18 protein-coding genes are annotated in these 23,787 nt (G+C 40.3%); 4 read left to right on the top strand and 14 right to left on the bottom strand.

Going from position 1 to position 23,787, the window contains the following annotated elements; genetic code table 11:
* Positions 1-150: 150 nt before the first annotated feature.
* From FZF08_RS29180 to FZF08_RS29170, 3 genes are all read left to right on the top strand, one after another.
* Positions 151-921: a glucosamine-6-phosphate deaminase gene (locus FZF08_RS29180; protein ID WP_159477567.1), complete on the top strand. Its 771-nt coding sequence runs from the start codon at positions 151-153 to the stop codon at positions 919-921.
* A gap of 73 nt (positions 922-994) precedes the next feature.
* Complete coding sequence (locus FZF08_RS29175) at positions 995-2,383, top strand: putative oxidoreductase C-terminal domain-containing protein (RefSeq protein WP_159477565.1); 1,389 nt, start codon at positions 995-997, stop codon at positions 2,381-2,383.
* Between the two features lie 120 nt (positions 2,384-2,503).
* Complete coding sequence (locus tag FZF08_RS29170) at positions 2,504-3,097, top strand: Uma2 family endonuclease (RefSeq protein WP_200837191.1); 594 nt, start codon at positions 2,504-2,506, stop codon at positions 3,095-3,097.
* Between the two features lie 95 nt (positions 3,098-3,192).
* Here the strand turns inward: FZF08_RS29170 and FZF08_RS29165 are convergent, their stop codons facing one another.
* The 13 genes from FZF08_RS29165 to FZF08_RS32425 form a co-directional block, all read right to left on the bottom strand.
* Complete coding sequence (locus FZF08_RS29165) at positions 3,193-4,116, bottom strand: anti-sigma factor domain-containing protein (RefSeq protein WP_159477562.1); 924 nt, start codon at positions 4,114-4,116, stop codon at positions 3,193-3,195.
* Positions 4,113-4,658, bottom strand: coding sequence for an RNA polymerase sigma factor (locus FZF08_RS29160; protein ID WP_229216746.1), 546 nt, complete (start codon positions 4,656-4,658; stop codon positions 4,113-4,115). Before FZF08_RS29160 ends, FZF08_RS29165 begins: the two co-directional genes overlap by 4 nt.
* A 385-nt stretch (positions 4,659-5,043) precedes the next feature.
* The gene (gene gldF, locus FZF08_RS29155; RefSeq protein WP_159477557.1) at positions 5,044-5,772 is read right to left on the bottom strand and encodes a gliding motility-associated ABC transporter permease subunit GldF; all 729 of its coding nucleotides are present in this window, start codon (positions 5,770-5,772) and stop codon (positions 5,044-5,046) included.
* 122 nt (positions 5,773-5,894) lie between these two features.
* On the bottom strand, positions 5,895-6,410 hold the full coding sequence (locus FZF08_RS29150; protein ID WP_159477554.1) for a DUF4199 domain-containing protein: 516 nt from the start codon (positions 6,408-6,410) through the stop codon (positions 5,895-5,897).
* A gap of 49 nt (positions 6,411-6,459) precedes the next feature.
* Positions 6,460-7,020, bottom strand: a complete 561-nt coding sequence (locus FZF08_RS29145; RefSeq protein WP_159477551.1) for a DUF4199 domain-containing protein — start codon at positions 7,018-7,020, stop codon at positions 6,460-6,462.
* A gap of 72 nt (positions 7,021-7,092) precedes the next feature.
* Positions 7,093-8,376, bottom strand: coding sequence for a dihydroorotase family protein (locus FZF08_RS29140; protein WP_159477548.1), 1,284 nt, complete (start codon positions 8,374-8,376; stop codon positions 7,093-7,095).
* Positions 8,377-8,508: 132 nt separating this feature from the next.
* Complete coding sequence (gene gcvH, locus FZF08_RS29135; protein ID WP_159477545.1) at positions 8,509-8,889, bottom strand: glycine cleavage system protein GcvH; 381 nt, start codon at positions 8,887-8,889, stop codon at positions 8,509-8,511.
* A gap of 77 nt (positions 8,890-8,966) precedes the next feature.
* Positions 8,967-16,136, bottom strand: coding sequence for a cell surface protein SprA (gene sprA, locus FZF08_RS29130; RefSeq protein WP_159477542.1), 7,170 nt, complete (start codon positions 16,134-16,136; stop codon positions 8,967-8,969).
* 112 nt (positions 16,137-16,248) lie between these two features.
* Positions 16,249-16,839, bottom strand: coding sequence for a Holliday junction branch migration protein RuvA (gene ruvA / locus FZF08_RS29125; protein ID WP_159477539.1), 591 nt, complete (start codon positions 16,837-16,839; stop codon positions 16,249-16,251).
* Between the two features lie 31 nt (positions 16,840-16,870).
* A complete protein-coding gene (locus tag FZF08_RS29120) occupies positions 16,871-18,727 on the bottom strand; it encodes a LysM peptidoglycan-binding domain-containing protein (RefSeq protein WP_159477536.1) in 1,857 nt (618 codons plus the stop codon).
* A gap of 239 nt (positions 18,728-18,966) precedes the next feature.
* Positions 18,967-20,412: an Asp-tRNA(Asn)/Glu-tRNA(Gln) amidotransferase subunit GatA gene (gene gatA, locus FZF08_RS29115; RefSeq protein WP_159477533.1), complete on the bottom strand. Its 1,446-nt coding sequence runs from the start codon at positions 20,410-20,412 to the stop codon at positions 18,967-18,969.
* 91 nt (positions 20,413-20,503) lie between these two features.
* The gene (locus FZF08_RS29110; RefSeq protein WP_090341378.1) at positions 20,504-20,710 is read right to left on the bottom strand and encodes a twin-arginine translocase TatA/TatE family subunit; all 207 of its coding nucleotides are present in this window, start codon (positions 20,708-20,710) and stop codon (positions 20,504-20,506) included.
* 68 nt (positions 20,711-20,778) lie between these two features.
* On the bottom strand, positions 20,779-21,210 hold the full coding sequence (locus tag FZF08_RS32425; protein WP_200837190.1) for a YkvA family protein: 432 nt from the start codon (positions 21,208-21,210) through the stop codon (positions 20,779-20,781).
* Positions 21,211-21,402: 192 nt separating this feature from the next.
* On the opposite strand from FZF08_RS32425, the gene mdh reads away from it, so the two are divergent.
* Entirely contained in the window at positions 21,403-22,329 is a 927-nt protein-coding gene (gene mdh, locus FZF08_RS29100) for a malate dehydrogenase (protein WP_159477530.1), read from the top strand.
* Between the two features lie 64 nt (positions 22,330-22,393).
* Here the strand turns inward: mdh and FZF08_RS29095 are convergent, their stop codons facing one another.
* Positions 22,394-23,776, bottom strand: a complete 1,383-nt coding sequence (locus tag FZF08_RS29095) for a hypothetical protein (RefSeq protein ID WP_229216745.1) — start codon at positions 23,774-23,776, stop codon at positions 22,394-22,396.
* Positions 23,777-23,787: the final 11 nt, after the last annotated feature.

The following is a 23,787-nucleotide window of genomic DNA, read 5'->3' as shown; positions in this document are numbered from 1 at the left end:
AAAAAGTAATCCGAACCAAACTTTGCGATGAATTCAAATTCATTACAGAAACGGTTTTGCTGCAGAGAGCTTTCATAAAGTTATTAATCACGAAACAAAATTCCTTATTGGGTAACTTTGCGTGAAAAAACAAAAACTTAAAAAAACGAAATGAAAGCCGGGAATTTAGAAGTAAAGATATTTGATACAAGACAGGAAATGGGTGCTAAAGCGGCCGAAACAGTAGCCGCAAAAATTCGCGAATTGTTGAAAGCCAAAGAGTTTGTGAATATAATTTTCGCCTCTGCTCCTTCTCAAAACGAGTTTTTAGCCATTTTATCAGAAGAAAAGGACATTGCCTGGGAGCGGATTAATGCATTTCATATGGATGAGTACGTGGGACTTCCTGCTGACGCTTCGCAAAACTTTGGCTATTTCCTTAAAGTAAGACTTTTTGATAAAATTCCGCTTCATTCCATTCATTACCTGAACGGAAATGCATCTGATATTGAAGCAGAATGTGAACGATATTCCAAATTACTTACCGATTTCCCGACAGATATCGTTTGTCTGGGTATTGGAGAAAACTGTCATCTTGCTTTTAACGATCCGCATGTTGCATTTTTTGATGATCCTTTGATTGTAAAAAAAGTGAGTCTGGATGAAGCTTGTCGCCAGCAACAGGTTAATGATGCCTGTTTTATATCTTTTGATGAAGTGCCGCAATATGCGCTGACAATCACGATTCCTGCTCTGCTAAAAGCAAAATATGCTTACGCGATTGTTCCAGGTGTTAAAAAATCAGAGGCAATTCAGCATACGATTGAAGATGAAATAAGTGAGGCGTTTCCGTCTACTATTCTTCGGAATCATCCTGAGGCCATTTTATATATTGACAAAGACAGTGCGGGGAGATTGACACAAACTTCGTCTTCTAATTAAATAGGGCAGACATTTTCAAAAAAACAACTTGCCGGAATCATTATTTAAACTTTCCACTGTCAATTAAGATTACATGAAGGGAAAACTTTTGACAATCGCTTTAACGGGTATTATCGCATTGAATCAGGGATGTACTACCAAAAAGGAAGAAAAATCGGAGCAGAAAGAAGAAAAATCACTTAGTCTGATTGTGGTTGAACCCGGACATTTCCATGCCGCATTGGTTCAAAAATCAATGTACGCCGATGTCAACCCGCTCGTACATGTGTATGCCTCGGAAGGTCCTGACGTAAAGGCTTATCTGGATAAGGTAGAAAAATACAATACCCGGGCAGAAGATCCGACCAAATGGGAAGAGAAAGTCTACACCGGAGCCGATTTCCTGGAAAAAATGTTATCTGAAAAGAAAGGTAACGTTGTCGTTCTGGCTGGGAATAATCAGAAAAAAACTGATTTTATCAAGAAATCTGTTGATGCCGGTTTAAACGTTTTGGCCGACAAACCGATGGCGATTGACGCAGCCGGTTTTGATCTGTTAAAAGAAGCATTTACAAGTGCTGAAAAAAATAAGGTTTTGCTTTATGATATCATGACGGAGCGTTACGAGATCACAAACACTTTACAACGTGAACTGGCTGAACTTCCGGATATTTTCGGTGAGTTACAAAAAGGAACACCTTCGGATCCGGCCGTTGCAAAGGAAAGCGTTCACCATTTTTTCAAATATATTTCGGGCGAAGCATTGGTACGCCCAACCTGGTTTTTCGATGTAAATCAGCAGGGAGAAGGTATGGTGGATGTGACAACCCATTTGGTGGATCTGGTTCAATGGAGCTGTTTTCCAAATGTTACTCTGGATTACCAAAAAGATATAAAACTGCTTTCGACGAAACGTTCTGCGACACAGCTTACACCATCACAATTCAAACTGGTAACAAAAAGCGATACCTATCCTGAATTCCTGAAAAAGGATGTAAAAGACAGTACACTCAATGTTTATTCCAACGGCGAGATCAATTATACATTGAAAGGCGTTCATGCAAAAGTATCTGTGTTATGGAAATTCCAGGCTCCGGAAGGAACGGGTGATACGCATTATTCGATCATGAAAGGCTCGAAAGCAAATCTTATTGTTCGTCAGGGAAAAGACCAAAAATACAAACCTGTCCTTTTTATCGAGCAGGTTAGTAAGGACAAAGGGTATGAAGAAGCTTTGACAAAAAGTTTCAAAACTGTTCAGGATAAATTCCCGGGTATTGAGTTGAAAAAGAATGCCAAAGGCTGGGAAATTAGCATTCCTGCGAAATACGACACCGGTCACGAATCGCATTTTGCCCAGGTTGCCAATAAATACATGGAATATCTGAAAGCCGGAAAACTACCGGAATGGGAAGTTCCAAATATGATTTCTAAATATTACACGACTACTCAGGCGCTGAAACAGGCGAAAGGCGGGAAGTAATAAGTCTACAATCTAAAACAGAAAGCGGTGTGCGATTTAAAAATCCATACCGCTTTCTGTTTTTTGTATTAGCTTTAACTATAATTCAAGTAGCAAATAGGTTTTAAAACAAATCCGTGCATGTTAATCACCAGTTTAGACCAACTTGATTTCAATGCCACTTACAGCTATAATGACTATCTAAACTGGACATTTGATGAGCGGGTTGAGCTTATCAGAGGGAAGTTATTTAATCTTTCGTCGTCTCCGGGCACCGTGCACCAGTTAATTCTGGGAGAGATATTTTTTCAAATCAGCAACCATCTTCGTCATACTATCTCAAAAGTTTTTCTTTCACCATTTGATGTAAGATTAACGTCAACAAAAGAAACAGATTATAGTAAAATACATACTGTTGTTCAACCTGATATATGTGTGGTTTGTAATCCTGATAAAATCGATTCAAAAGGCTGCATTGGAGCTCCTGACCTAATTGTTGAAGTATTATCTCCTGGAAATACTGATAAAGAGATGAAGGAGAAATTTGAGATTTATGAAGAAAACGGTGTGAAAGAATATTGGCTGGTAGAGCCGGATCATAATATTGTATTGGTTTATAAATTAAAAGAAAAAGGCAAATTCATAGGCTTAAAACCATTTACAGAATCAGAAATTTTATCATCCGAAGTTGTTGAAGGCTTTGAAGTTTTGGTAAAAGATATCTTTGACGTGTAAATAATATAGCTTTTTAAAGTAAAACGTCCGCATTGAAAGTTACCTTTCTATGCGGACGTTTTATTTATTCCTTAAAGCAGATTCTGCCTTTTACATTAAACCTTACCCATCACAAACATATCTTCCATGGTCGGACTTGGGCTTCCACCTGTTTTTTCAAGTGTTATTGCGAAAGCAACAGCACCAGGGTTAGCTTGTTTCATTTTCAAAACTTTCTTAGTGAATTCCTGATCTAAAACACCCATATCAACCGGTTTTCCATCCACTATGGTCCATAATTGATATTGTTTTCCCTCAGGCGCAACCGGTAAGTTCTGTACGTCCAGTAGCACTTCATTCGTTTTCGTATCCCAAATCGCGGCAACAGAGCTTTGAGGAGATTTAGGCAAACCAGCCATTCTGACTACCTTAAAATTAGGATTTCTGTAAAGCGTGGCTAATGTCTGGTTATATGCTTCATCCCTTTTCAAGATGTCCAAATCTGATTGCATCGCTTCGGTCCTGGTTGCCAGTTCTTCATTCTGCTTTTCCAAATCTGACGTTTTCATTGCAGACCAACCAAAAAGTAACGCAAATAGAATAGATGCCGCTACTGCAAATTTTGCCCAGGCAGGGTAAATTACCGTGCCGCCTGCGTTTGATTCATTCGTAAAAACATTTCTTTCTGCTATTGGCTCTTCTTTTTGAATGTGCTCAGTAACCGGCAAAACTTCAATAATATTTTCTCTATCTGCTTCTTCCAGTGCCGACACATCTATGCTGGCTGGTTCTGCTGATTCAGGTCTTACAACCTCATCGAAATTCATCTGAGCAAAAAGCGTTTCTTTCAAAGAAGCAGGTGGAGGCGTTTGGTATTTGAGTGCATATTGTTCCAAAGCACTCTCTGTACGCATCAATTCGTCTTTTATCTCAGGATAAATGTGAGACATACACTCCACTTCCTGCTTCTCCTGAGGAGAAACGGTGCCCAATACATATTCCTCTAATATACCGGACTCTATGTAGGCTAGGATATTCATACTGCAAAGTATTGTTTTAACTCTTGTAATGCTGTTCGGATTCTTGATTTCACTGTACCCAGCGGAATCTTCAATTCTTCTGAAATTTCTTCATGTGTGTAGCCTTGAAAATAAGCCATATCAATGAGGATCTTTCGTTCAGGCCGAAGCATATTAACGATTGATTTAATCTCCGAACTCGAGGTATTCAACTCTTCACTCACATCAGGTTCATTTTGAACCGATCGGTTTTCGATATCATCCATGATAGGCTTTCTGCCTTCCACTCGGGCGGCATCAATCGCACCATTACGGGCAATATTTAGAATCCACGTAAACAGTCTTCCTTTTTCCGGATTGTACGAGGCAATGTTCTTCCAGATCTTCAAAAATGATTCCTGCATTACATCTGCCGCCCGTTCTTCATCACGCAATGTCTTACATATGATATTAAACAGTGCCCCGGAATAATGATCGTACAGGAATTCAAAAGCAGCGCGCTCATTCCTTTTGAGAGCTACCACCAGTTCTTCTTCCGAATATTTTACTTTGCTAGTCGCCAAGAGTCGCTTAACATTAAATTTTAAATTTCTTATTGGCAAGCTAATAAAATTTCCTAAGAACTGGCTATTTGGTATGTATAATATTACATTTCCAAAACCGTTATTTGAAATTGTACTTATGATAAAAGACGGGACTCCTATCCTAAGGCTTCTTGCGTTGTTCATCTTAGTGTGTTTTTCTTATATACGTACAAAGCAGAATCTTAGATCAATTGCTTCATTTAAGAATAAACAAAAGTGGGAAATAATAAAAGAAGAATAAAATTATACCCCAAATGAGCCAGCGGAAGGGGATTTATGAAAGGGTCATAACATTCAGTTAACATCTCTTAACAGTACAGTCAGAAAATGTCAGGCAACTTACCAGGAAAACATGCCTGAAGAATTATCTCCTAAGTGCTTCCACGCGCCAGTAGGTCAGATAAAGGAAAAACACCATCAAGCTAATAAGATAAATAACATTGCGGGAATCGATCAGCCCTTTTCCTAGTGAACGATACTGTTCATCCAACGCGGTCCAGCTGAAAACTTCTGCTGCAAAACCGCTTTCGAGTAATGAAGAAATTGATCCAAATCCGATGTACCAGATAAAGGCCAGGAAAACGCCTACGATAAATGCGATAACCTGATTTTCATTCAGAGAGGACGCCCAGATTCCCATAGAAACCAGAACGCCGCTAAAAAGAAAGAGTCCGATATAGGAGCCAAAAACGGCGGCGGAATCAATATTACCAACCGGATTCCCCAGTTTGTAAATACTGAAATAATAAAGAAATGTGGGCAAAATGGTTAATAAAACAAGAACCCAGTTTGCAAAAAACTTACCGAGTATCAATTCCCAGTTACGGATAGGTTTGGTAAGTAGCAATTCCAGTGTTCCCGTTCTGCTTTCTTCTGCCAGCGAACGCATCGTTATGGCCGGTATCAAAAAAAGAAGTACGTAAGGAGCCAGACTGAAAAATGACCCAAGATCTGCATATCCGTAATCCAGCACATTTGAATCCGGAAAAACCCAGACAATAAGCCCGACCGCGATAAGAAACACCGCCATAACCATGTAGGCTACCAGCGAATTAAAAAAACTTCCTATCTCCTTTTGAAAAATTGTAAACACTTTATAACTAAAAATGAATAAGACTGTAATCCGATCAATCTGAAGAACGGACTTCTATAAATGATATTTTAAACAATCGGCAAATAATACACTTTTGCAGTATCCTTTATAAATGTTTGTTATTACTCAAAAACCGGTTTTTCACGGCGGACAATGGCAGCGATAATCAGTGAAAATATAAAGCCCATAAATAAATATCCGAAAACACCTGCGGCAAACATGATTCCGGGAGAACTGAACTTCTGCGACATTTCCATATACCGGTCTATCTGGGCATCGTCAAGTCCCTGAGCTTCCATATCCGCTCTTGCTTTATCCAATGTTTGCGTCATAATCGTAGGATCAATAAATTTGATATAGACCATAGCAAACATCGACGCAAAAAAACCCAAAATAGCAGATACCAAACTCCCCAAACCCAACCCTTCTCCATAAGTCATGAAACCTTTGTTGATTTCACGGAATTCTTTCATAGCCAAAACAATGCCGACAATCATGATAATATATGATAACATAGCCAGCCATTTATTTTGCGACTGGCCTGAAACATTCAGGATTGTCGTGAATACCATGATGGCTACGGATGTCAGAATTCCAAATTTAAGAGCGGTACGTGCGGTAGATGCTTTTTCTTCCATGGTGGGTGATCAGAGGATTTGTGCGTTATTTAATGTGATTAAGGTAAATTTAAGGTTTATTATGAAATACTCCGTAATCCTGTTTTCTGAAAATAAGTGATATAATCAAAATTGGAATAATTGCCATCACCGTTTTTTTACTGATCTCATCCGTAATAATTTCAGAAGGATCCATCGCCTGGATACTGGCGAACATTTTCAGATATTCTGCATTTCCGATGTTTTTAACAAGCTCCTCTCTTCCCTGCTGCAAAAGTGTGCCCATTTCAGCAAGATAATTTGTAAAGACGGAAGGATCAATATACGTGATAAAAAGATAGATAAGCCATCCGTTTATAAATGCCGCTACCGTATTCACAACATATCCTATGGTTAACGCTTCCCACAAATGCAGAAAACCATTCCCAATTTTTTTACGGAAATACCAGCATGCACCTGCAATCATGATAATATGGATACCCATATCCATAACTTTATTGTTTCCAAGCGGTATTATTCCCAAGGCGTAAAGTCCAAGAAAAAAAGCAAAAGCCAAAAGTCCGGTAATCAGACCAAAAACTAGTGACACTTTTAAAAGAGGTTTATTAAAATATTCTAAGATTGATTTCATGATAAATAATGATAGAATGACAGGCCGGCAAACCATGAATATGATTTATCAGCCTGTCATTCAATATGAATTTTAAAACCACTCCAGCCGGTTATTATTAAAAACGCCGCGTACGGCGCCGTTTAATGTTTTTCCGAGGAATGGAGTATTTTTTGATTTTGAATAAGTTTTACTGAAAGTCCAATCCGTTTCCGGTTCAAAAAACGTCAGATTGGCCACAGCACCTTCTTCAATATTTGTTTCTTCGAGCCTTAGTATATGCCTTGGCTGTGTAGTCAGTTTCTCAACAATATCCTCAACATTTAATCCACTATACATTTTGGCAAGAGAAAACACCGTTTCCAATCCTGTGATTCCAAAATCTGCGTGATCAAATTCAAGGTTTTTACTTTCTTCATCATGTGGATTATGATCCGAAACGATGGCGTCAATTGTCCCGTCCAATAAACCTTCACGAATCGCGGTATGGTCTGACGGACCGCGGAATGGCGGATTTACTTTTAAGTTTGTATCAAAATCAATTAAATCCTTATCCTCAAAAGCAAGCTGATGAGCCGCCACGTCACAGGAAACCGGAAGCCCTTTTTCCTTTGCTTTACGAATCAGATCAACCGCTTCTTTTGTTGAAACCAATGAAATATGCAGCATCGGATGGCCTGTTAATTCCAGTGTCGATTTGTCCAATGCATACTCCAGTAATTTCAAATCCCGGTTCAGCATCATTTCTTCGGCAAGAGATGGCATCCCTTTCATGCCATTCAATGTACTTGTCATCCCCTCATGCATCTGACCAAAGATGGTTAGCTGCGTATCTTCAGGACGATTCATTAGCAATGCATTGAGCGGTTGCAGGTAAAGAATCGTTTTAAGAAAAAGATCTGCATTTTGTACAGGATATTCTCCATCCGTAAAAGCGATCGCTCCGGCTGTGTGCAGGTCGATCATTTCTGTAAAATCGACACCAGCAGTTTTTTTAGTGACAGCTGCTGCCACATGCAATTTCACCAGACTTCCAAATCCCGACTGGCGGATATAATTTAGTGTATCCTTACTATCAACAACGGGCTGCGTATTAGGCAACAAAACAATTTCCGTAAACCCTCCGCGTGCAGCAGTTTCCCGAACCGATGTGAGATCTTCCTTATGTTCAAAACCGGGATCACGCGATGCTACCCGCATATCGATCCACCCCGCGGAAACACATAGTCCGTTTCCTTCTTTTACTTCTGCTCCTTCCGCAGACAAATCATCTCCTATCTGCGCTATTTTTCCATCCACGATCAGTATATCCCTAACCTGATCATGGAAGGATGATTTTTTATCAACGATTCGAACCGATCGAATTAATACTTTCATAAATTGTTGTGACCGCAAAAAGCGAATTTATTTTATCTGCACCAACTATTACAGCAGTGTGCTAATTCACTTGTATTAAACTCCTTTTTAATAAGCAAAAAAAAAGCTCCCTTCGGAGCCTTTATGCTTTCATCATTCACCAATAAATTGTTTGTAATCTTCGGCAGAAAGCAAACCTTCTGTGTCTTCCGGATTGGCAAGGGTTACTTTAACCATCCAGCCTCTTCCATAAGGATCCGAGTTTACCAATTCAGGTTCAGCATCCAATTCGTCGTTCACTTCTGCAACCGTTCCTGCAACAGGAAGGAATAAGTCAGAAACTGTTTTAACAGCTTCTACTGAGCCAAAGACTTCCCCTTTTCCGAGCGAATCCCCAACTGTATTAATGTCTACATACACGATATCACCCAATTCTTTCTGGGCATGATCTGTAATTCCGATAAAAGCCGTATCACCTTCAATACGTATCCATTCGTGATCTTCTGTGTACTTTAATTCTGAAGGGAATTCCATGATATATTTAGAGTAAGTTTCAAATCGTATTTAAGCGCAAATTACACGATGTACAATGTATTTTCCAAATGGAAATTTTATTCTGCCAAATTGAACTTTAACTGAACACCGCCGGAAGTACTTGCCCGGTAAAAAGAGTTGGATACCAGCGGGTCATTAAATGTCCTGTCAAAATAAAACTGACAGCTCAAACGATTGTTGACAACATAATTAACCGTAGGGTGAAGCTGGAAATTTATGTTACCTGCAATCGGTATATTTTCACCGTCAAATTTTCGCTGGATGGAACGTGTATCCCTGAAAGTTAATCCAAGCTGCATGGTCATATCATTTTTCAGCTTCTTTTTGACACCATTAATTTTGAAAGGCAGCGGAACATTATTTTTGGTAAAACCAATATTAACTGTCACGTCCTGATTAAACAATTCAGCAACCTGTGCGTTCGAAAGATTCAGGGCAACGGTTCTGTCACGGTTGTAATCAATGCTTCCAGTTATCCGGCTTTGCGTCCGGAAAGTAACCCCAATCAATGGAGCGAATTTTTCGGAAAGCGTAATCGTACTCATTGAGAAAACCGGCACATATTGTCCAAGGTAATTTGTCTTGGACGACAGTGGATAACCCGTTACCGCAAGGTTCACATACAAGGCGGAATAATCAAGATTGGAAGTAAAGTTACCAACACTGTAAGTTGACACATACTTATGCTTCATGGTGAAACTGCTGAATATCTTTTTAAATCCGGCCAGCCTTGCCAAACCATCATAATTAATATCCCAGTTTGGCATAGGAAATTTCAGGAACGGGTTGGTACGGACCGTCTTGGGATCTTTTCCGGTATAAGCTGCAAAGAATGAAGATATCAAAACATCCTGGGAGTTTTCATTATATTCTCCTCCGCTGCCGTTTTCACTATTCAAACGATCACGAAGTATGGCGCGATAACCAACAAATTTATCAAAAACAGGTGAAGAATTATCTTTCCGTATCTTGGCAAATGCGGTTCTGAACGACATAAAAGACATACTGAACTGGCCATTCCGCAATGGATTTTCGTGTGCGTAATTTCCGGTAGAATCCGGCCTGTAAAATTCCTGATAAGCATCCTGCCTGGTAAGCCTTACTTCAATCTGCATCCTGAAATCCTTGAAAGGTTCAAGCGAAGTATTGGCCGCAAAAATTTTGGCAATGGTTTGCTGGAATGGCTGGTTTTGTTCCTTACTCGCGGTGATCCATCCCTTCTGCCCTGCCTTGGTCTGGAAATTCCTGTCCTGCTGGCCGAGTACAAAACCCAGTCCCGGTGCATTGGCATTGTCAAGACCAAAATGTTTCGGTGCCCTCAAATATCCCGGAAGTGCAGTAGATTCCAAAACCGAGTAACTCACATTGATACCACGTACTGTCATCAGCACACGGGTAATATTTTTAAGAAGATCTGTTGACCGCATATCAATATCTTCAATATCGCCCGGACTTCTTGCAAAATTCTTTTTCTGTGCAGAAGGCGTGTTTGCAAATTTCAGGTAACGTAATTTGTTGTAAAGCATTACAAAGTCCACTTTTCCTGAAATCCCTCTTTCTCTTTCATTCCTGATAATATCTCCAAAAGGAAGACTATCACTATCGACCAAGCCCAATGCATTTGCCTGATAATTAAACTTTACCCTATGCGAATAATCAGCTGTCATCCAGTCCAGAAGAGGTATCTTATCCAGTGGCAAACGATAGGTTAACTTTATTTCCTGATTAAAATTCTTGATCCGGCCCAGTTTCATGAAATTACGCCATAGCGAATCTTTCTTTTGCGACGTGTTAAGATCTCCCATTGGCTCATCAATAATCGAATTCGCAGAAGCATTGTATAACAAAGTCATGTTTTTGGTCAGATTCCAGCCAAAGTCATAGTAGCGGTTAAACCAAAAATATTTTTCAAACATTGGCACTTGACCATCCGTTGTCAGATCAGAATTCCTTAGCTGTGTTCTGCCAAAGCGGCGATCGACATCAGCACGCAAGGAAACCATGTTTGGTAGTAATGTCACATTGAAATCCCTGACAAACTCTGCATACCGATTTGTTGCTTTCATTTTTTTGAAAGGTTCAAACGGCTTTGGCTGACTACTGAATATATAATTTATTCCTCCTTTGTACGCACGTTGGTTATACTCCTGCGTTAGAATATTCCTTCGGGTATCATCACTGAAAGCATAATTAAAGGAAAAGTTTTCAAAATCAAAGAAATGGTTTTTGACTCCGGGTTTCGTTTTTATTTTCCTAACGTTAGAAAAGTTTATCCCTCGCCGGACCTCATTTTCCTCTACAAGTCGCCGGTATCCATCCCGCTCCTCATCTGATTGTAAATTAGCCAGCGTGGTTGACAATGAAACGTCGGGGTCGAGCGGATCGAAATGCGGTTTTACATTTCGCCGGTCATAGCTTACAAATAAAGGGATACTGAAACCCCATTCCTGAGGTAATAATTTATCAACGGCAATATTGGATGAAAAACCATATTCCGTAGTCAGGTTTCGTGAACGCTCCCCGATCCGCTGCTGAACACTGCCAAAACCGAAAGTCTCAATATGTCCCGAAGCTGTTACCGTAGCAAAATCTGCGAGTTTTGCATTTAATTGCGCGATAGCCGCCCAGCCGCCGCGGTCATCAAAACCTTCTACGTGCATTTCATCAGTCCAGATACAAAACGATTTGGAACGTTCGTCAGCCGATTTTGGATTTCGCATACCAATCATCATCACACGGACCGCACTTAAATCCGGATTTCCGACCACCGTTATTTTATATCTTCCATCCGATGTCGTCATCACGTATGGTGTACTCTGATTTCTGCCAATAGCTTTATTTCTATTTGTTTTGGCAAGCACAAGGTCTGCCAGGGCGATATTCAGTTCATTATTTTCAGGCCAGATCAATGCACGGTCAATAACACCCTCAGCCGTTGACGTCAGGTTAGAAATATCAATTTCGTAATAATTTTGAGTTAGGTCAGTACCGATGCGCATGAATGCACCTACCATGCTGTTTTCATTCGCATCGTTTTGCATGTGTATGTACATTCTAAGGCGCTTGCGGAACAACAGATCAAGATTGACATTTTTGTAAACTGCTCTTGAATCACCATCCCGAAGATCTGTAACACACAAACTCATCGATTGCTCATTAAGCTGCAAACTTGGTCTTTGCGTAAAATCCTGATCACGCTCCCATCCCGGAGGTAATTGATATACATATTTTTTTGTAACACCGGTCACCGGATCCTTCGCAGCTCCACTATTTTCTTCAATACTTACTGTCCCAACGGTAAACTTGGCATCATACGGTTCAGGAACTTCCTGCAACCCGGCCACGTCCAGATTATTGGTATATTTACGATATTGCTGCCCGATCATTTGAAGCTGTGCAAAACGCAACACTACCGGTTGTTGAAAATCAGTCAGGTACATGCGCATAAAACGAATAGATTTAAACCCGTTGATCGTTCCAACATTAGGCATATTAGGGTTTTTTACGGGAACCCGGAACAAATACCAGTTCTGCCCGTCTGTTGTTGTTTGATCAACTATATATCCATTACCCACTTTAAGTTGGCCTGGCTGCAAATCAATCTGATATTGGTAGTATGCTTCGTTATCGTTGATGGTATTATCAACATTCATATCTTCCCCGTCCGGAATGCTGGTTGAGGCAGGTGTGATTTCTGACGCATTACCTGCACTTTCCGGAGAGTTATTCTCCATTCCGATATAGTCCTTATAACGTTGAAGAACCAACAAACCCGCCGCATCCAGGTCAGCTCCAAGGAAATATTTGAAATCATCTCCCGACGGATCCGCAAGTATTTTTGCTTTGGCGTCCGCTGTCAGGTTTGCAGGCAAGCGGTCCAGATATTCCTTAAAAAATGTTCTTTCTTCTTCATTACTCAATCCATCCAGACCAACATCCTGCTTTTGGCGTGCCCCTGCCTCGTTACTGAACGCATTGATCAGGTATTGCGATTTCGTAACCTGCCCCCAAATGGTTTGTTCAACATTGTCACCTACCACCTTTGGGGCAATCGGTAATCCATTCTCAAAATTATATCGTTCGTCTGGAATTACATCTTCTGAAATATCACCCAGATTGAAGATTAACTTTCCACCCGTAGTATTCGGTTTGTTTACAAAGCCGTCATTTACTTTCCCTTTATCTGCATCCGTAATAAAAGGATCCAGCATCCAGAATTCAATACTTTCAATGTTGGCGTTGTCAAAGTCATTATCAGAGGTAATTGCTCTGCTTAATCCACCGAAGTTTGCTTTTGGCGTAACCAAACGACCATTCGCATCAAGCTCTGATGTATAATTGTACATTCCGCGTTCCGCAGGATAATAAGCTATATCCAAAACATTTTGAGGATAGTTTATCAATCCCGCTACCGATCTGGCGGGGAAAATATCTTTGGGCAGATATAATCTTTCATAAAAATTCTGGCGATCTGCTTCGGTAATATTTGTTGGAGGCTGGGCAGTACCACCTAAACCTGCCGATCCTCCGAAAAGGTTATCAACAACATAAGCAGATATTTTCGCTCTTTTATATCCATAGTTCAGCGATTTGCCGTCAAAGCCTTCATGGAATTTTGGAGGCACCGCGGATAACCTCCACTTTTGCGGTTGCCGAGCCAAATCATAAACTGTCCTTGTCGATTCAAAGTCATCCACAAGAGAACGGTTATTTACTTCTTTAGAAACACCAGGTAGTAATTTTGCAAACTCACCCTTGAACTGAATCGAAGACATTTCCTTTGTTTGTAACAACGGAAGTGCATCCAGCCAGCGGGTCAGGAAAGGTAAATTTTTACGAATGTTGATATTAAAACCAAGCATTGTATTGTTTACCGGTTCATTGCCGATGGCTACACGTGTCAAAAATCCGGCAGGTTTTTCATGATAGCGAATCGCTGTCATACCCAAACTGATATCCCGGTTGAAAACATAGTCAAGGTGAGTTCCCAATAACGTTCTGATTTGATTCTGGAACATATCCGGACGTTCGTATTCAATCACAATTTCACGCCCCGAATTCATCACACTGCTATTCAGAATCCGGACACGGCCAATTTGTGCTTCAACAATATAATCAGAACCCGCCGCCAAGGGCACACCACCCGAAGTCACCGTTACCGATGTTTCCAAAACACCATAAGGCAATGAAACTTCCGTCCCGCCGCTTGATTGGTACGTACCTTTCAGGTAAAATTTATTACGGGTTGTTACTTGCTGCGCATCGATCATCGTCGAGCGATAAAGCTCGTTGAATACATATTTTGAACGATATGCCTCATCTGAAATTCTGGATGTCAGGTTAGATCCGAATGGTTCCAGAACCGGGAAAAACACACGGCCCATTTTTGTATCAATGGTAACACCCTCTACAAAGTCAAAATTTCCATCGGGCTGTAAATCATTTACCGGGTTCAAACGGTCAAGTCCCATGACGCGTATTAATGGAATATTGGCCAGATTACTTTCCTGTAAGTTGGGATTATCTATCCCGGTAAGGTCATCTTTATAAATAACACGAAGTTGAAATCCGGTTTTATCAATGGAACTGGTTCCAAGTGTATAGACATTTTTCATCATCAAATCCCACATCGGCAATTTCGTATTGTTCCGAATTGTGGACGATTTGATTAATTTCAAAGCGATTACCTCGTCATCTTTACGATTCTGATAATCCTCCGTAAGCTCCCCGACTTTATAAGATCTTCCATTGTAAGTATATTCGTAAGCCACACCCAGAACCTCGTCATTTCTCAATGGTGTAGTTAACGAAATAAATCCTAATTGCGGATGAAACGTATATTCCCGATCTTGTAGCAGCTTTTTAGCCCCTCGCAACAATTCATAATCTACGGTTTTTTCAAGCCCCAGACTTGTGATTGAAGAATTGGTATTATCAACCTGACGGAATGCAGTATTATTTACCAGTGTCTGAAATAATCCGTTGGTAGCATTATCGGCTGGTAAATTAGACCGAATTGGCTGGAGATTTGTATTACCGGTTCTGTAAGGTGCAGGTTCTCCCAAATCCGTAAAACCGACCACGTTTCGTAAAGATTCTGTTGTGGTGGTTCTATTCGTCACATAAACCTCCATCCGGGTAATGGTAATACCGGAAGTAATCTGTGGCGTATTTTTTAAAGCAGCTTCGTATTTGCTCCTGAAAAACTGGGAAAGGAAAAAGTTGCGGTTTTCGTCATAAGTATCAACACGGATTTCAAAATCCCGGCTTTGCGCTCCTCCTCGCAAAACAATCCGTTCTTTACTTGAACGCTGCTGCGATGCTACAAATGTTGCACTCAAACGTCCAAATTGAAAATCGGTTTTTAAACCAAAAAGATTTTGAACACCGGGAATCAATTGACTGTTGATAGCCCAGTTTATATTTCCTGCTTCTACTTTTCTCAGAAAACTTTCCTCTGGATTTTTAAAATTCAGCTTTAATGCGTTTTCAAAGTTAAAGCTCGCTTTTGTATCAAAGTTGGTCAAAAACCCAAGCCTGTCACCCAGGTTGGCGTTGAAGTTAATAGCGATCTGCTCGTTGAAAATAAAATTGGTATTCCTTCTCTGGCGGATTGGAAGAGCCGGGTTGTCAATAAACTGGTTCATTACACCAAGGTCCAGTGCAACAAATCCTGTTGGTTTAAAGTCAAGGAATTTATCTCCGAGAATTTTAGAAAGTGCCGGCGGAACATCCAGTTTTGGCAAAAGTCCTCGTGCGCCCATGGCACTCTGGCCATCCTGCCTCGATGAATATTCCCTAAGCAGACTTTTAAACGCACGATCCTGCAATGCTTTGTCATACGTTTCAAGCTCCATGGTTTCCGGAGCACGATAATCCAGATTGCCTGTCGGAGTCGTTATATTCTCACTAACGGCTATTTTACCGCTGCTATCCAGTAAGATCGAAGTTGAAATATTGGCCGGATCTTTAAGGTAAAATGGAGATCTTGGCCTGGGTTGTGCAAACTTGTTGGAATAATAATCTTTCCAACGCATAATCAATTGATTTCCTGCACGATCCACATTTTTTTTTGTGGTATCCCCAATAGTATCGGAAAGTATGGCCCAATCGGCAACCGCCTCAGAATATGATTCCTTTTGGTCAACAGAAGCCGTTGCCAGCAGCATCGCTCCGGTTGAAATTGTTACAGCCTTAAAAAGAGATGAGTAAACAGTTGATGACAAGGCTAATAATCTTTATTTTGAGAGGGAGTTTGCAATCATCATTATCAACATACTCAACAAAACGGTAAAGAGCTCATCCATATTTTTAAGAAAAATTATGTTTAAATCAAGATTAACGAAGTGCAAGTTTAATTAATTGCTCCACCGTTATTTCATAGCCTTCACGTTTGATAATCGTATCCACGCTTTTCTCTGCCGTCGCCTTTGGAATGCCCAAAGTAACTAAGGCCGCAAGCGCTTCGCTTTTCAGTGCATTGTTTGAATTGCCAGGTGTTTTTACACCCGTAGTCAGCATTGCATCTTTGCGCATTTTATCACCTAATTCCAATATTACTCTTTGCGCCGTTTTCAATCCTATTCCTTTCATGGACTGGATCAACCGTAAATCTTCGTCAATAATGCCCTGACGGATCTCAGCAGACGAAAGAGAAGAAAGCATAACCAGTGCTGTTGAAGGACCTACTCCCGAAATACTGATTAAATCCAGAAAGAGTTTTTTTTCATCATTTTCCAAAAAACCGAAAAGAACATGTGCGTCTTCACGGATATTCAGATAGGTGACCAGCTTGCACCGCTTTCCAACGTCTGGCATAGCAGCGTAGGTCTGCAAAGAAATACGAACTTCATAACCCAGACCCTGAATGTCAATAACAGCAAAAGCAGGATCTTTGTAAGTTACAGTTCCATCAACGTAGGCAATCATAATTATAGTATGTGTGTTAATAAAGCCATTACTAGCTTGATACGATTAGTTTCATTCCTGGCTTGATCTCGTTTCCTCTGATCTTGTTTGCCTTTTTCAAATCTGTAACCGGCAAACCATAACGAAGTGAGATATTCCATAAAGTATCGCCCTGCTGTACAGTATGATACCGCATTTTGATATGTCTTGATTTTCTTGTTTCTTCCTTATCTGCTCTCTCGGCCTTTTCATTTTTTGCAGAAGCCAACCTTGTACCAGGAACAGTTACTTTTACATCTTTGTAAACAATCAGCTTTTGTCCACCTCTGATAGCACTTTTACGAATATGATTCCAGTTTCTCAGTTCCGAGATTTCTACATTATATTTTCTTGAAATAGATTCCAGCGTTTCGCCTCTTTTAACGGTATGCGAAGTTTTTTTCGACTGAATTTTTGTAACACTCCCGGTCTGCTGAGTTTCCTCTGTTTCATCCTGCCCTTCTGAATCTGCTAAAACTCCTTTTTCAATGGTATCAATTTTAGCCAATACTTTTTCAGGTTTAGCAGCAACCATCACAGGTTTTACTTTAACCTTTACATCCTTGTAAAAAACAAGACGTTGACCACGTTTCAATACGCTTTTACGCATATTATTCCATCTCTTCAATTCAGCAACCGCAACGTCATATCTTCTCGAAATGGATTGTAAAGTCTCTCCTCTTTTAACGATATGCGAAGATTTCTTCGATTGGATTTTCGTTACTCCATCAGCATATTCATTTCCGTACTGATCACCGTCAACGTAGGCATATGGAAATGCTCCTTTTTGCAATGAAGCTGCTCTGGCACTATCAATTCCGGCAAGCAATACACCCGACGGAAGCAATCTGCGCGTGCAGGAATCCATAATCACATTTCTATTGCTGATCAGATAAGTGTATTTAACACTTGGCACTTTCAGAACAAAATCACGTGTCTGATCTGGTAAAACTGTCTTGGTAAGCTGAGGATTCAATTTATTCAATTCCTCAAAATCAATACCGCTGGTTTCACAAAAAGTCACTAAGTTAATATATCCATTTACATGTATAGTATCATTAGGGATCTGATATTCAGTATTTTGCGCATAAACTCCATGATCATTTCCATAATTCATCATGTAATTCATTGCCACATATTGAGGCACATAGGACCTTGTTTCTTTCGGAAGTGCATTCCAAATCCCCCAAAAAGTAGTTCCATGCGAACGGCGCATGGCACGTTTCACATTTCCGGGACCGGTATTATAAGAGGCCAAAGCCAGTTCCCAATCTCCAAAAATATTGTAAAGTTGTTTCAGATAGCGGCAGGCAGCTTCTGTTGCTTTTACAGGTTCAAAACGTTCGTCAATATAACTATCCTGGTACAATCCGAACTCGCGGCCGGTTGCAGGCATAAATTGCCACAATCCACCTGCTCTTACTCGTGAAAGTGCAGTTGGATTCAGTCCTGATTCAATCATTGACAAATATTTCAGCTCTGTCGGAAGACCGTATTTCTGAAGTGTTTTTTCAAATAATGGGAAGTAAAGAGGCATTTTCTCCATCATACTGATGGTGAACTTTGTCTTTTTGTAGATAAAGTATTCCACAAATTCGTGGGAAGACTTATGATAGGTCAACGGAATTGACTTTTCCAGTTTCGCGAATCGTTCGCGTAACAGTTCCTCGGGAATAGCTGGCGTTAAACCAATTTCCTCCACAGTAGGAAGCATAGGAATGTTGGCATTTTCATCAGCTTCCGCAGCTATTCCTAGCGTATCCGGGCCAATAATTCCTAATTTCTCTTGTTGTATTGTCGCCATTACCGGCGAATTCCACAATCCCACACACACGGCTCCAAGCCACAATACTCTTTTTGAAATCCTCATTAATTATGCTTTTTGATGGGTTAGTCAATTCCTGTTATCAAATAGTCAATGTCTGATGATGAATACTTTATAGAAAAATGACATACTAATTATAGTTTTTTAGAACGATGGATATCAATTTCAAAAAACTAAATACTACTGGCACAATTATTTTACACTTAACATGGGTGTTAAATAATACTAACTTGGTTTTAGCTGTTTTCGACTTATTATAACAAAGTTAGTATTCCGCCGGTAAATTACGCCTCTAAAATGTTTTCTTTTAAAATTAAAGAAAGATGATTTGCAAATGAAAGCATCTTTTGCTCTTCAAAAAAAGGAGCCATGATCTGAATTCCAATCGGCATACCTTCCTTATCGACGCCATTTGGAATAGAAACGGCAGGATTCCCCACAACATTAGCCTGAACTGTAAATATATCAGCAAGATACATTTGCAAAGGATCTTCTGTTTTCTCTCCGATTGTAAAAGCAGTCGTTGGTGTTACAGGTGAAATTAGAAAATCAAACTGATCAAAAAAGCGTTCGGTTTCTTCCCGCACTAATCTTCTAACGCGTTGCGCCTTTGTATAGTATGCGTCATAATAATTTGCACTCAAAACAAAAGTACCCAATAATATTCTTCTTCTTACTTCCTCTCCAAAACCTTCGGTTCGGGTGTTTTTATAAAGAGACTCCAAATCACCTGTAACGGCAGTTCTGTGTCCATAACGAACACCATCAAATCGTGACAAATTTGAACTGGCCTCAGCCGTTGTAAGAATATAATAAGTTGGCAGCAGATAGTCCAGTAATGGCATTTCCACCGGAGTTACCTCATGCCCCAAAGAACGCAAACGGTTTAGTACGTCTAATGTTTGTTCACGAATTTCAGGTGCAATGGATTCGTTCTCAATCGTGTCCCGAATATAACCAATCTTTGCTTTCCCATTCCAATCCAGCTTCTTTGAATATTCAGGCACTCCTTTCGAAGAAACTGTACTATCAAAATCATCACCTCCTGCCATAATTTCTAAAAGCAAGGCAGCATCCTCAACACTTTTGGTGATAGGGCCAATGCAATCAAAAGAAGAAGCATATGCAATAAGTCCGTATCGGGAAACACGACCATAAGATGGTTTTACACCGACAACTCCACAAAATGCTGCGGGCTGGCGAACAGATCCACCCGTATCACTTCCCAGAGAGGCGTGGCAAAGCCCGGCCTGAACAGCAACCGCAGAACCTCCCGAAGAACCACCAGGCACTTTGGAATTGTCCGCCGCATTTAAAACAGGACCAAAATAAGAACTTTCATTGGACGATCCCATCGCAAATTCATCACAATTCTGACGGCCGATTACAATGGCGTCTTCATCAAGAAGGCTTTGCACAGCAGTAGCATTGTAAGGAGCAATGTAAGAATCTAAAATACGGCTTCCGGCTTGTACGCCGTGACCTTTATGCGAAAGGACGTCTTTTAACCCAACTACAAGTCCTGCAAGTCTCCCGGCAGTCCCATTCTGGATTTTTATATCTATATCTGAAGCAAGGCGGAGCGCTTCTTCTGAATAAACTTCAACGAAGGCATTTAAATGGGCATTGGACTCAATCCGTTCCAAATAATGATTCACCAACTGCACGCAGGTTAAACCTCCTCCACGCAAATCATTTTGTATTTCGGTCAGCGTCGGGTACTCTTTCAACGTAATTATTTTTGGCGGGTAACAAATAAAAAATCAGAGCCATTAAGTTTTTACTAAACGGCTCTGTTATGTCGGCAATACAATGGAAAGATTACTTTGTAGTATCTTCCATGCTTTTTTCAATATTCTCTTTTACATCTTTGGTAGCGTTTTTGAACTCATTAATACCCTGGCCCAAACCACGCATCAATTCAGGAATTTTTTTTGCACCAAAGAAAAGCAAAACGAACAAAGCTACCAAAAAGATCTCTTGTCCACCCAATCCCATAATTCCCCCTAAAACAGTTACTGATTCCATATCTATTCTTTGATTATATGTTTACAAAAATACTTATTATTTTGAAAAGAACTAAAAATTCAGACACTTTATCCTATATTAATTGTTTTTTCATTCTTCTCCCATTCACTAAATTTACGAATATCTTCTCCTAATGTCCTGATCAGCCAAAGTACAAGCGCAATGTCATCTGTAATTCCTATAACAGGCAGAAAATCAGGAATCAGGTCAATTGGCGACACAAAATAAATCAATACCGCAACAATTGATACCAGGCTTTTCCATGGCAAATTCTTATACGCCCCCGAAGAATAAGCTTTCACCATCCGGACCAGCAATTGCACGCTGCTTTGGAATTCCGATAGATTTCCCTTAAACCCAATATGTTTCAATTTCCCTACAACTTCACCAGCTAACTCAAAAAGACGACTGGCATTTCCTGCATATCTTCCTGCCTTTCCAGTTGCTTTTTTGAAAAATATAGAACGTAATATTTTTGCAATCAACGATTCGTCATTCATTTCTTAAATAAAGAAAAAGTGGTTTATGATGCCAATATAACTATCTAATTACGTAAAAAATTGCATTTCGGATCATCCCGAACTACTTTTCTTATAAAAATTAAATCAGCTTATGGTTTTAACAGATTAAGTAGCCTATTTTTAGGATATATTTCAAAACATTAATTTTTATACAATTAACTATATTTTTTTATGAAGATTACAGTCGTAGGCGCAGGTGCTGTGGGTGCAACCACAGCTGACAATATTATTCGTCGCGAATTGGCGGAAGAGTTAGTGCTGTTGGATATAAAAGAAGGTGTAAGTGAAGGAAAATCATTGGATATGTATCAAACCGCTGCTTTGCTTGGTTTTAATACAAAGCCAATCGGTTCAACAAATGATTATGAAAAAACAAAAGGATCCGATGTTGTAGTGATCACCTCCGGTATTCCACGCAAGCCGGGTATGACGCGTGAAGAGCTGATCGGTATCAATGCAGGCATTGTAAAATCTGTAACTGAAAATATTTTAAAATACTCCCCAAAGGCAATCATTATCGTTGTATCCAATCCAATGGATACCATGACTTACCTTGCTTTCAAAGAATCAGGTATCCCTAAAAAACGTCTTATCGGCATGGGCGGTGCTTTGGATAGTGCCCGTTTCAAAACCTATCTGGCCCTTGCGATGGACGTTTCTCCGAGTGATATTCATGCGATGGTAATCGGTGGACACGGTGACACAACCATGATTCCTTTGACACGTCTTGCAACTTATAACGGTATTCCTGTAAGCCGTTTCCTTTCCGCTGAAAAACTGGAACAAATTGCTGCTGATACGATGGTGGGCGGTGCAACGCTTACAAAACTGATCGGAACTTCGGCTTGGTATGCGCCAGGCGCAGCGGCTGCGATGATGGTAGAAAGTATTGTTCGTAATCAGAAACGCATCGTTCCATGTGGTGTTTACCTGAATGGCGAATACGGCCAAAAAGATATTTGTATGGGTGTTCCGGTTGTCCTTGGCCGTAATGGCTGGGAGAAAATCATTAACCTGCGTTTGAGCGATGCCGAAAAAGCTGCTTATGAAAAATCCGCAGAAGCTGTGAGAGCGATGAATGGTGCGCTTACTTTCTAAAACAAATAAAGAAGTCAACCTGTCAACGGTTGACTTCTTTTATCACTATATCAAAATGCTTTTATCAGATAGAAACCTGATATTGAAGCACCCACGATCCTTTCCTTCCATCCTTTTGAAGGTTATTCGCAATTGTACTGTTTTTGTATATCGGACGGTTTTCATAGTTAAGCGTCAGCTTGCCATTATTTCCTTTCATCAGCCAATTGAGACCCAGGTTGTAAAGAATCATCGGATCTCTTAATCGTTCATAATCCGAATATTGCAGAGATGCGTACGGCATCAGCGTCCCCTGACTTCCTAATAACCCATCTTGAAATTTGTAGCCAGTCTGCGTGTAAATCACATTTCCTGTACCAAACATAGGATAAGCATTTCCCTGCGTTCCACTCACTCCTGTGAGAGGCAAAGTGGTTGCAGTTGCAGGATTCATACTTCCGTTATATCGAAGGTACCCTTTCCCATAATCCATATGAAAATAACCAAGATAAGCGGAAAGCGCAGTTCCTTTATCCTTATTGACAGGCAAATCTAAATAAGACGCCAGGGACCAAAGATTCATACTGCTATATAAAGTATCAACTCCGTCTTTTCGCCAGGTCGCATTTTTCTGTGCAATAAAACCCGCTTCGATATTCCAGATTTTACGTTTACCAAGATAACTGCCCGCCATATATCCGGGTGTCGTATTGTCTTCGGTATCGAAAATATTGTAAATCAACAATCCATCAAATTGTTTTTTTTGCTTTTTTTGAGCGAAAACTGAATTGGCATTCAAAGCTGGCGGAACTGCTCCATTCGTTTCAATCGGAAAAGGATCCGCTACGCTGATGCGATAATTAATCCTACCAATTTGTCCGCGACTGTAAACCGCAAGTTTACGGGCAAACTGGTCGGTTTGATCTACTGTTGCCTGCGCAAATATGGGAACATCCAGCGTCATGATCGTCGAAATACTGGGTTGGGAAAAACGGGAAAGTCCATTTACAATCGTCAAACCACCCCCAAACCTTATAAAATCATATCCTTTACGCTGTACTTCATACTCACCAAGTGCATCATGAAAAAAAGCTCCCACTTTCCGGTTGCTTGGCGTTCCGGTGGTATTGTATCCAGGGAAACCATTTGTCTTGTTAAAGTTGTTCAACCCAAACTGCGTATAGAAAAATATACGGTTGGTGATCTGGCCAAACAGTTGCATCCGCGTACGTCGTAACCCAATATCAAAAGTTTGAGAAGCAGGGTCGCCTAACACAGTAGTTCCGGGATTATTATCATTAAACCGAAACCAGGCCTGATTAATAAAGGTAAACTTAACGTAATGAGAACCAGAAGGATTCAAACTATATCTTATATCGCTTTTGTTATTATCATCAGTAGGCCTGACTTGCGACATAACCATGGAGGAGGTCAGTAAAATTAAACAAAGTACTTTTTTTATTACCATATACATTGGTC

The organism is Dyadobacter sp. 3J3 (genome assembly GCF_009801115.1).
Taxonomy (GTDB): domain Bacteria; phylum Bacteroidota; class Bacteroidia; order Cytophagales; family Spirosomataceae; genus Dyadobacter.
This window is presented reverse-complemented; position numbering and strand designations above follow the sequence as displayed.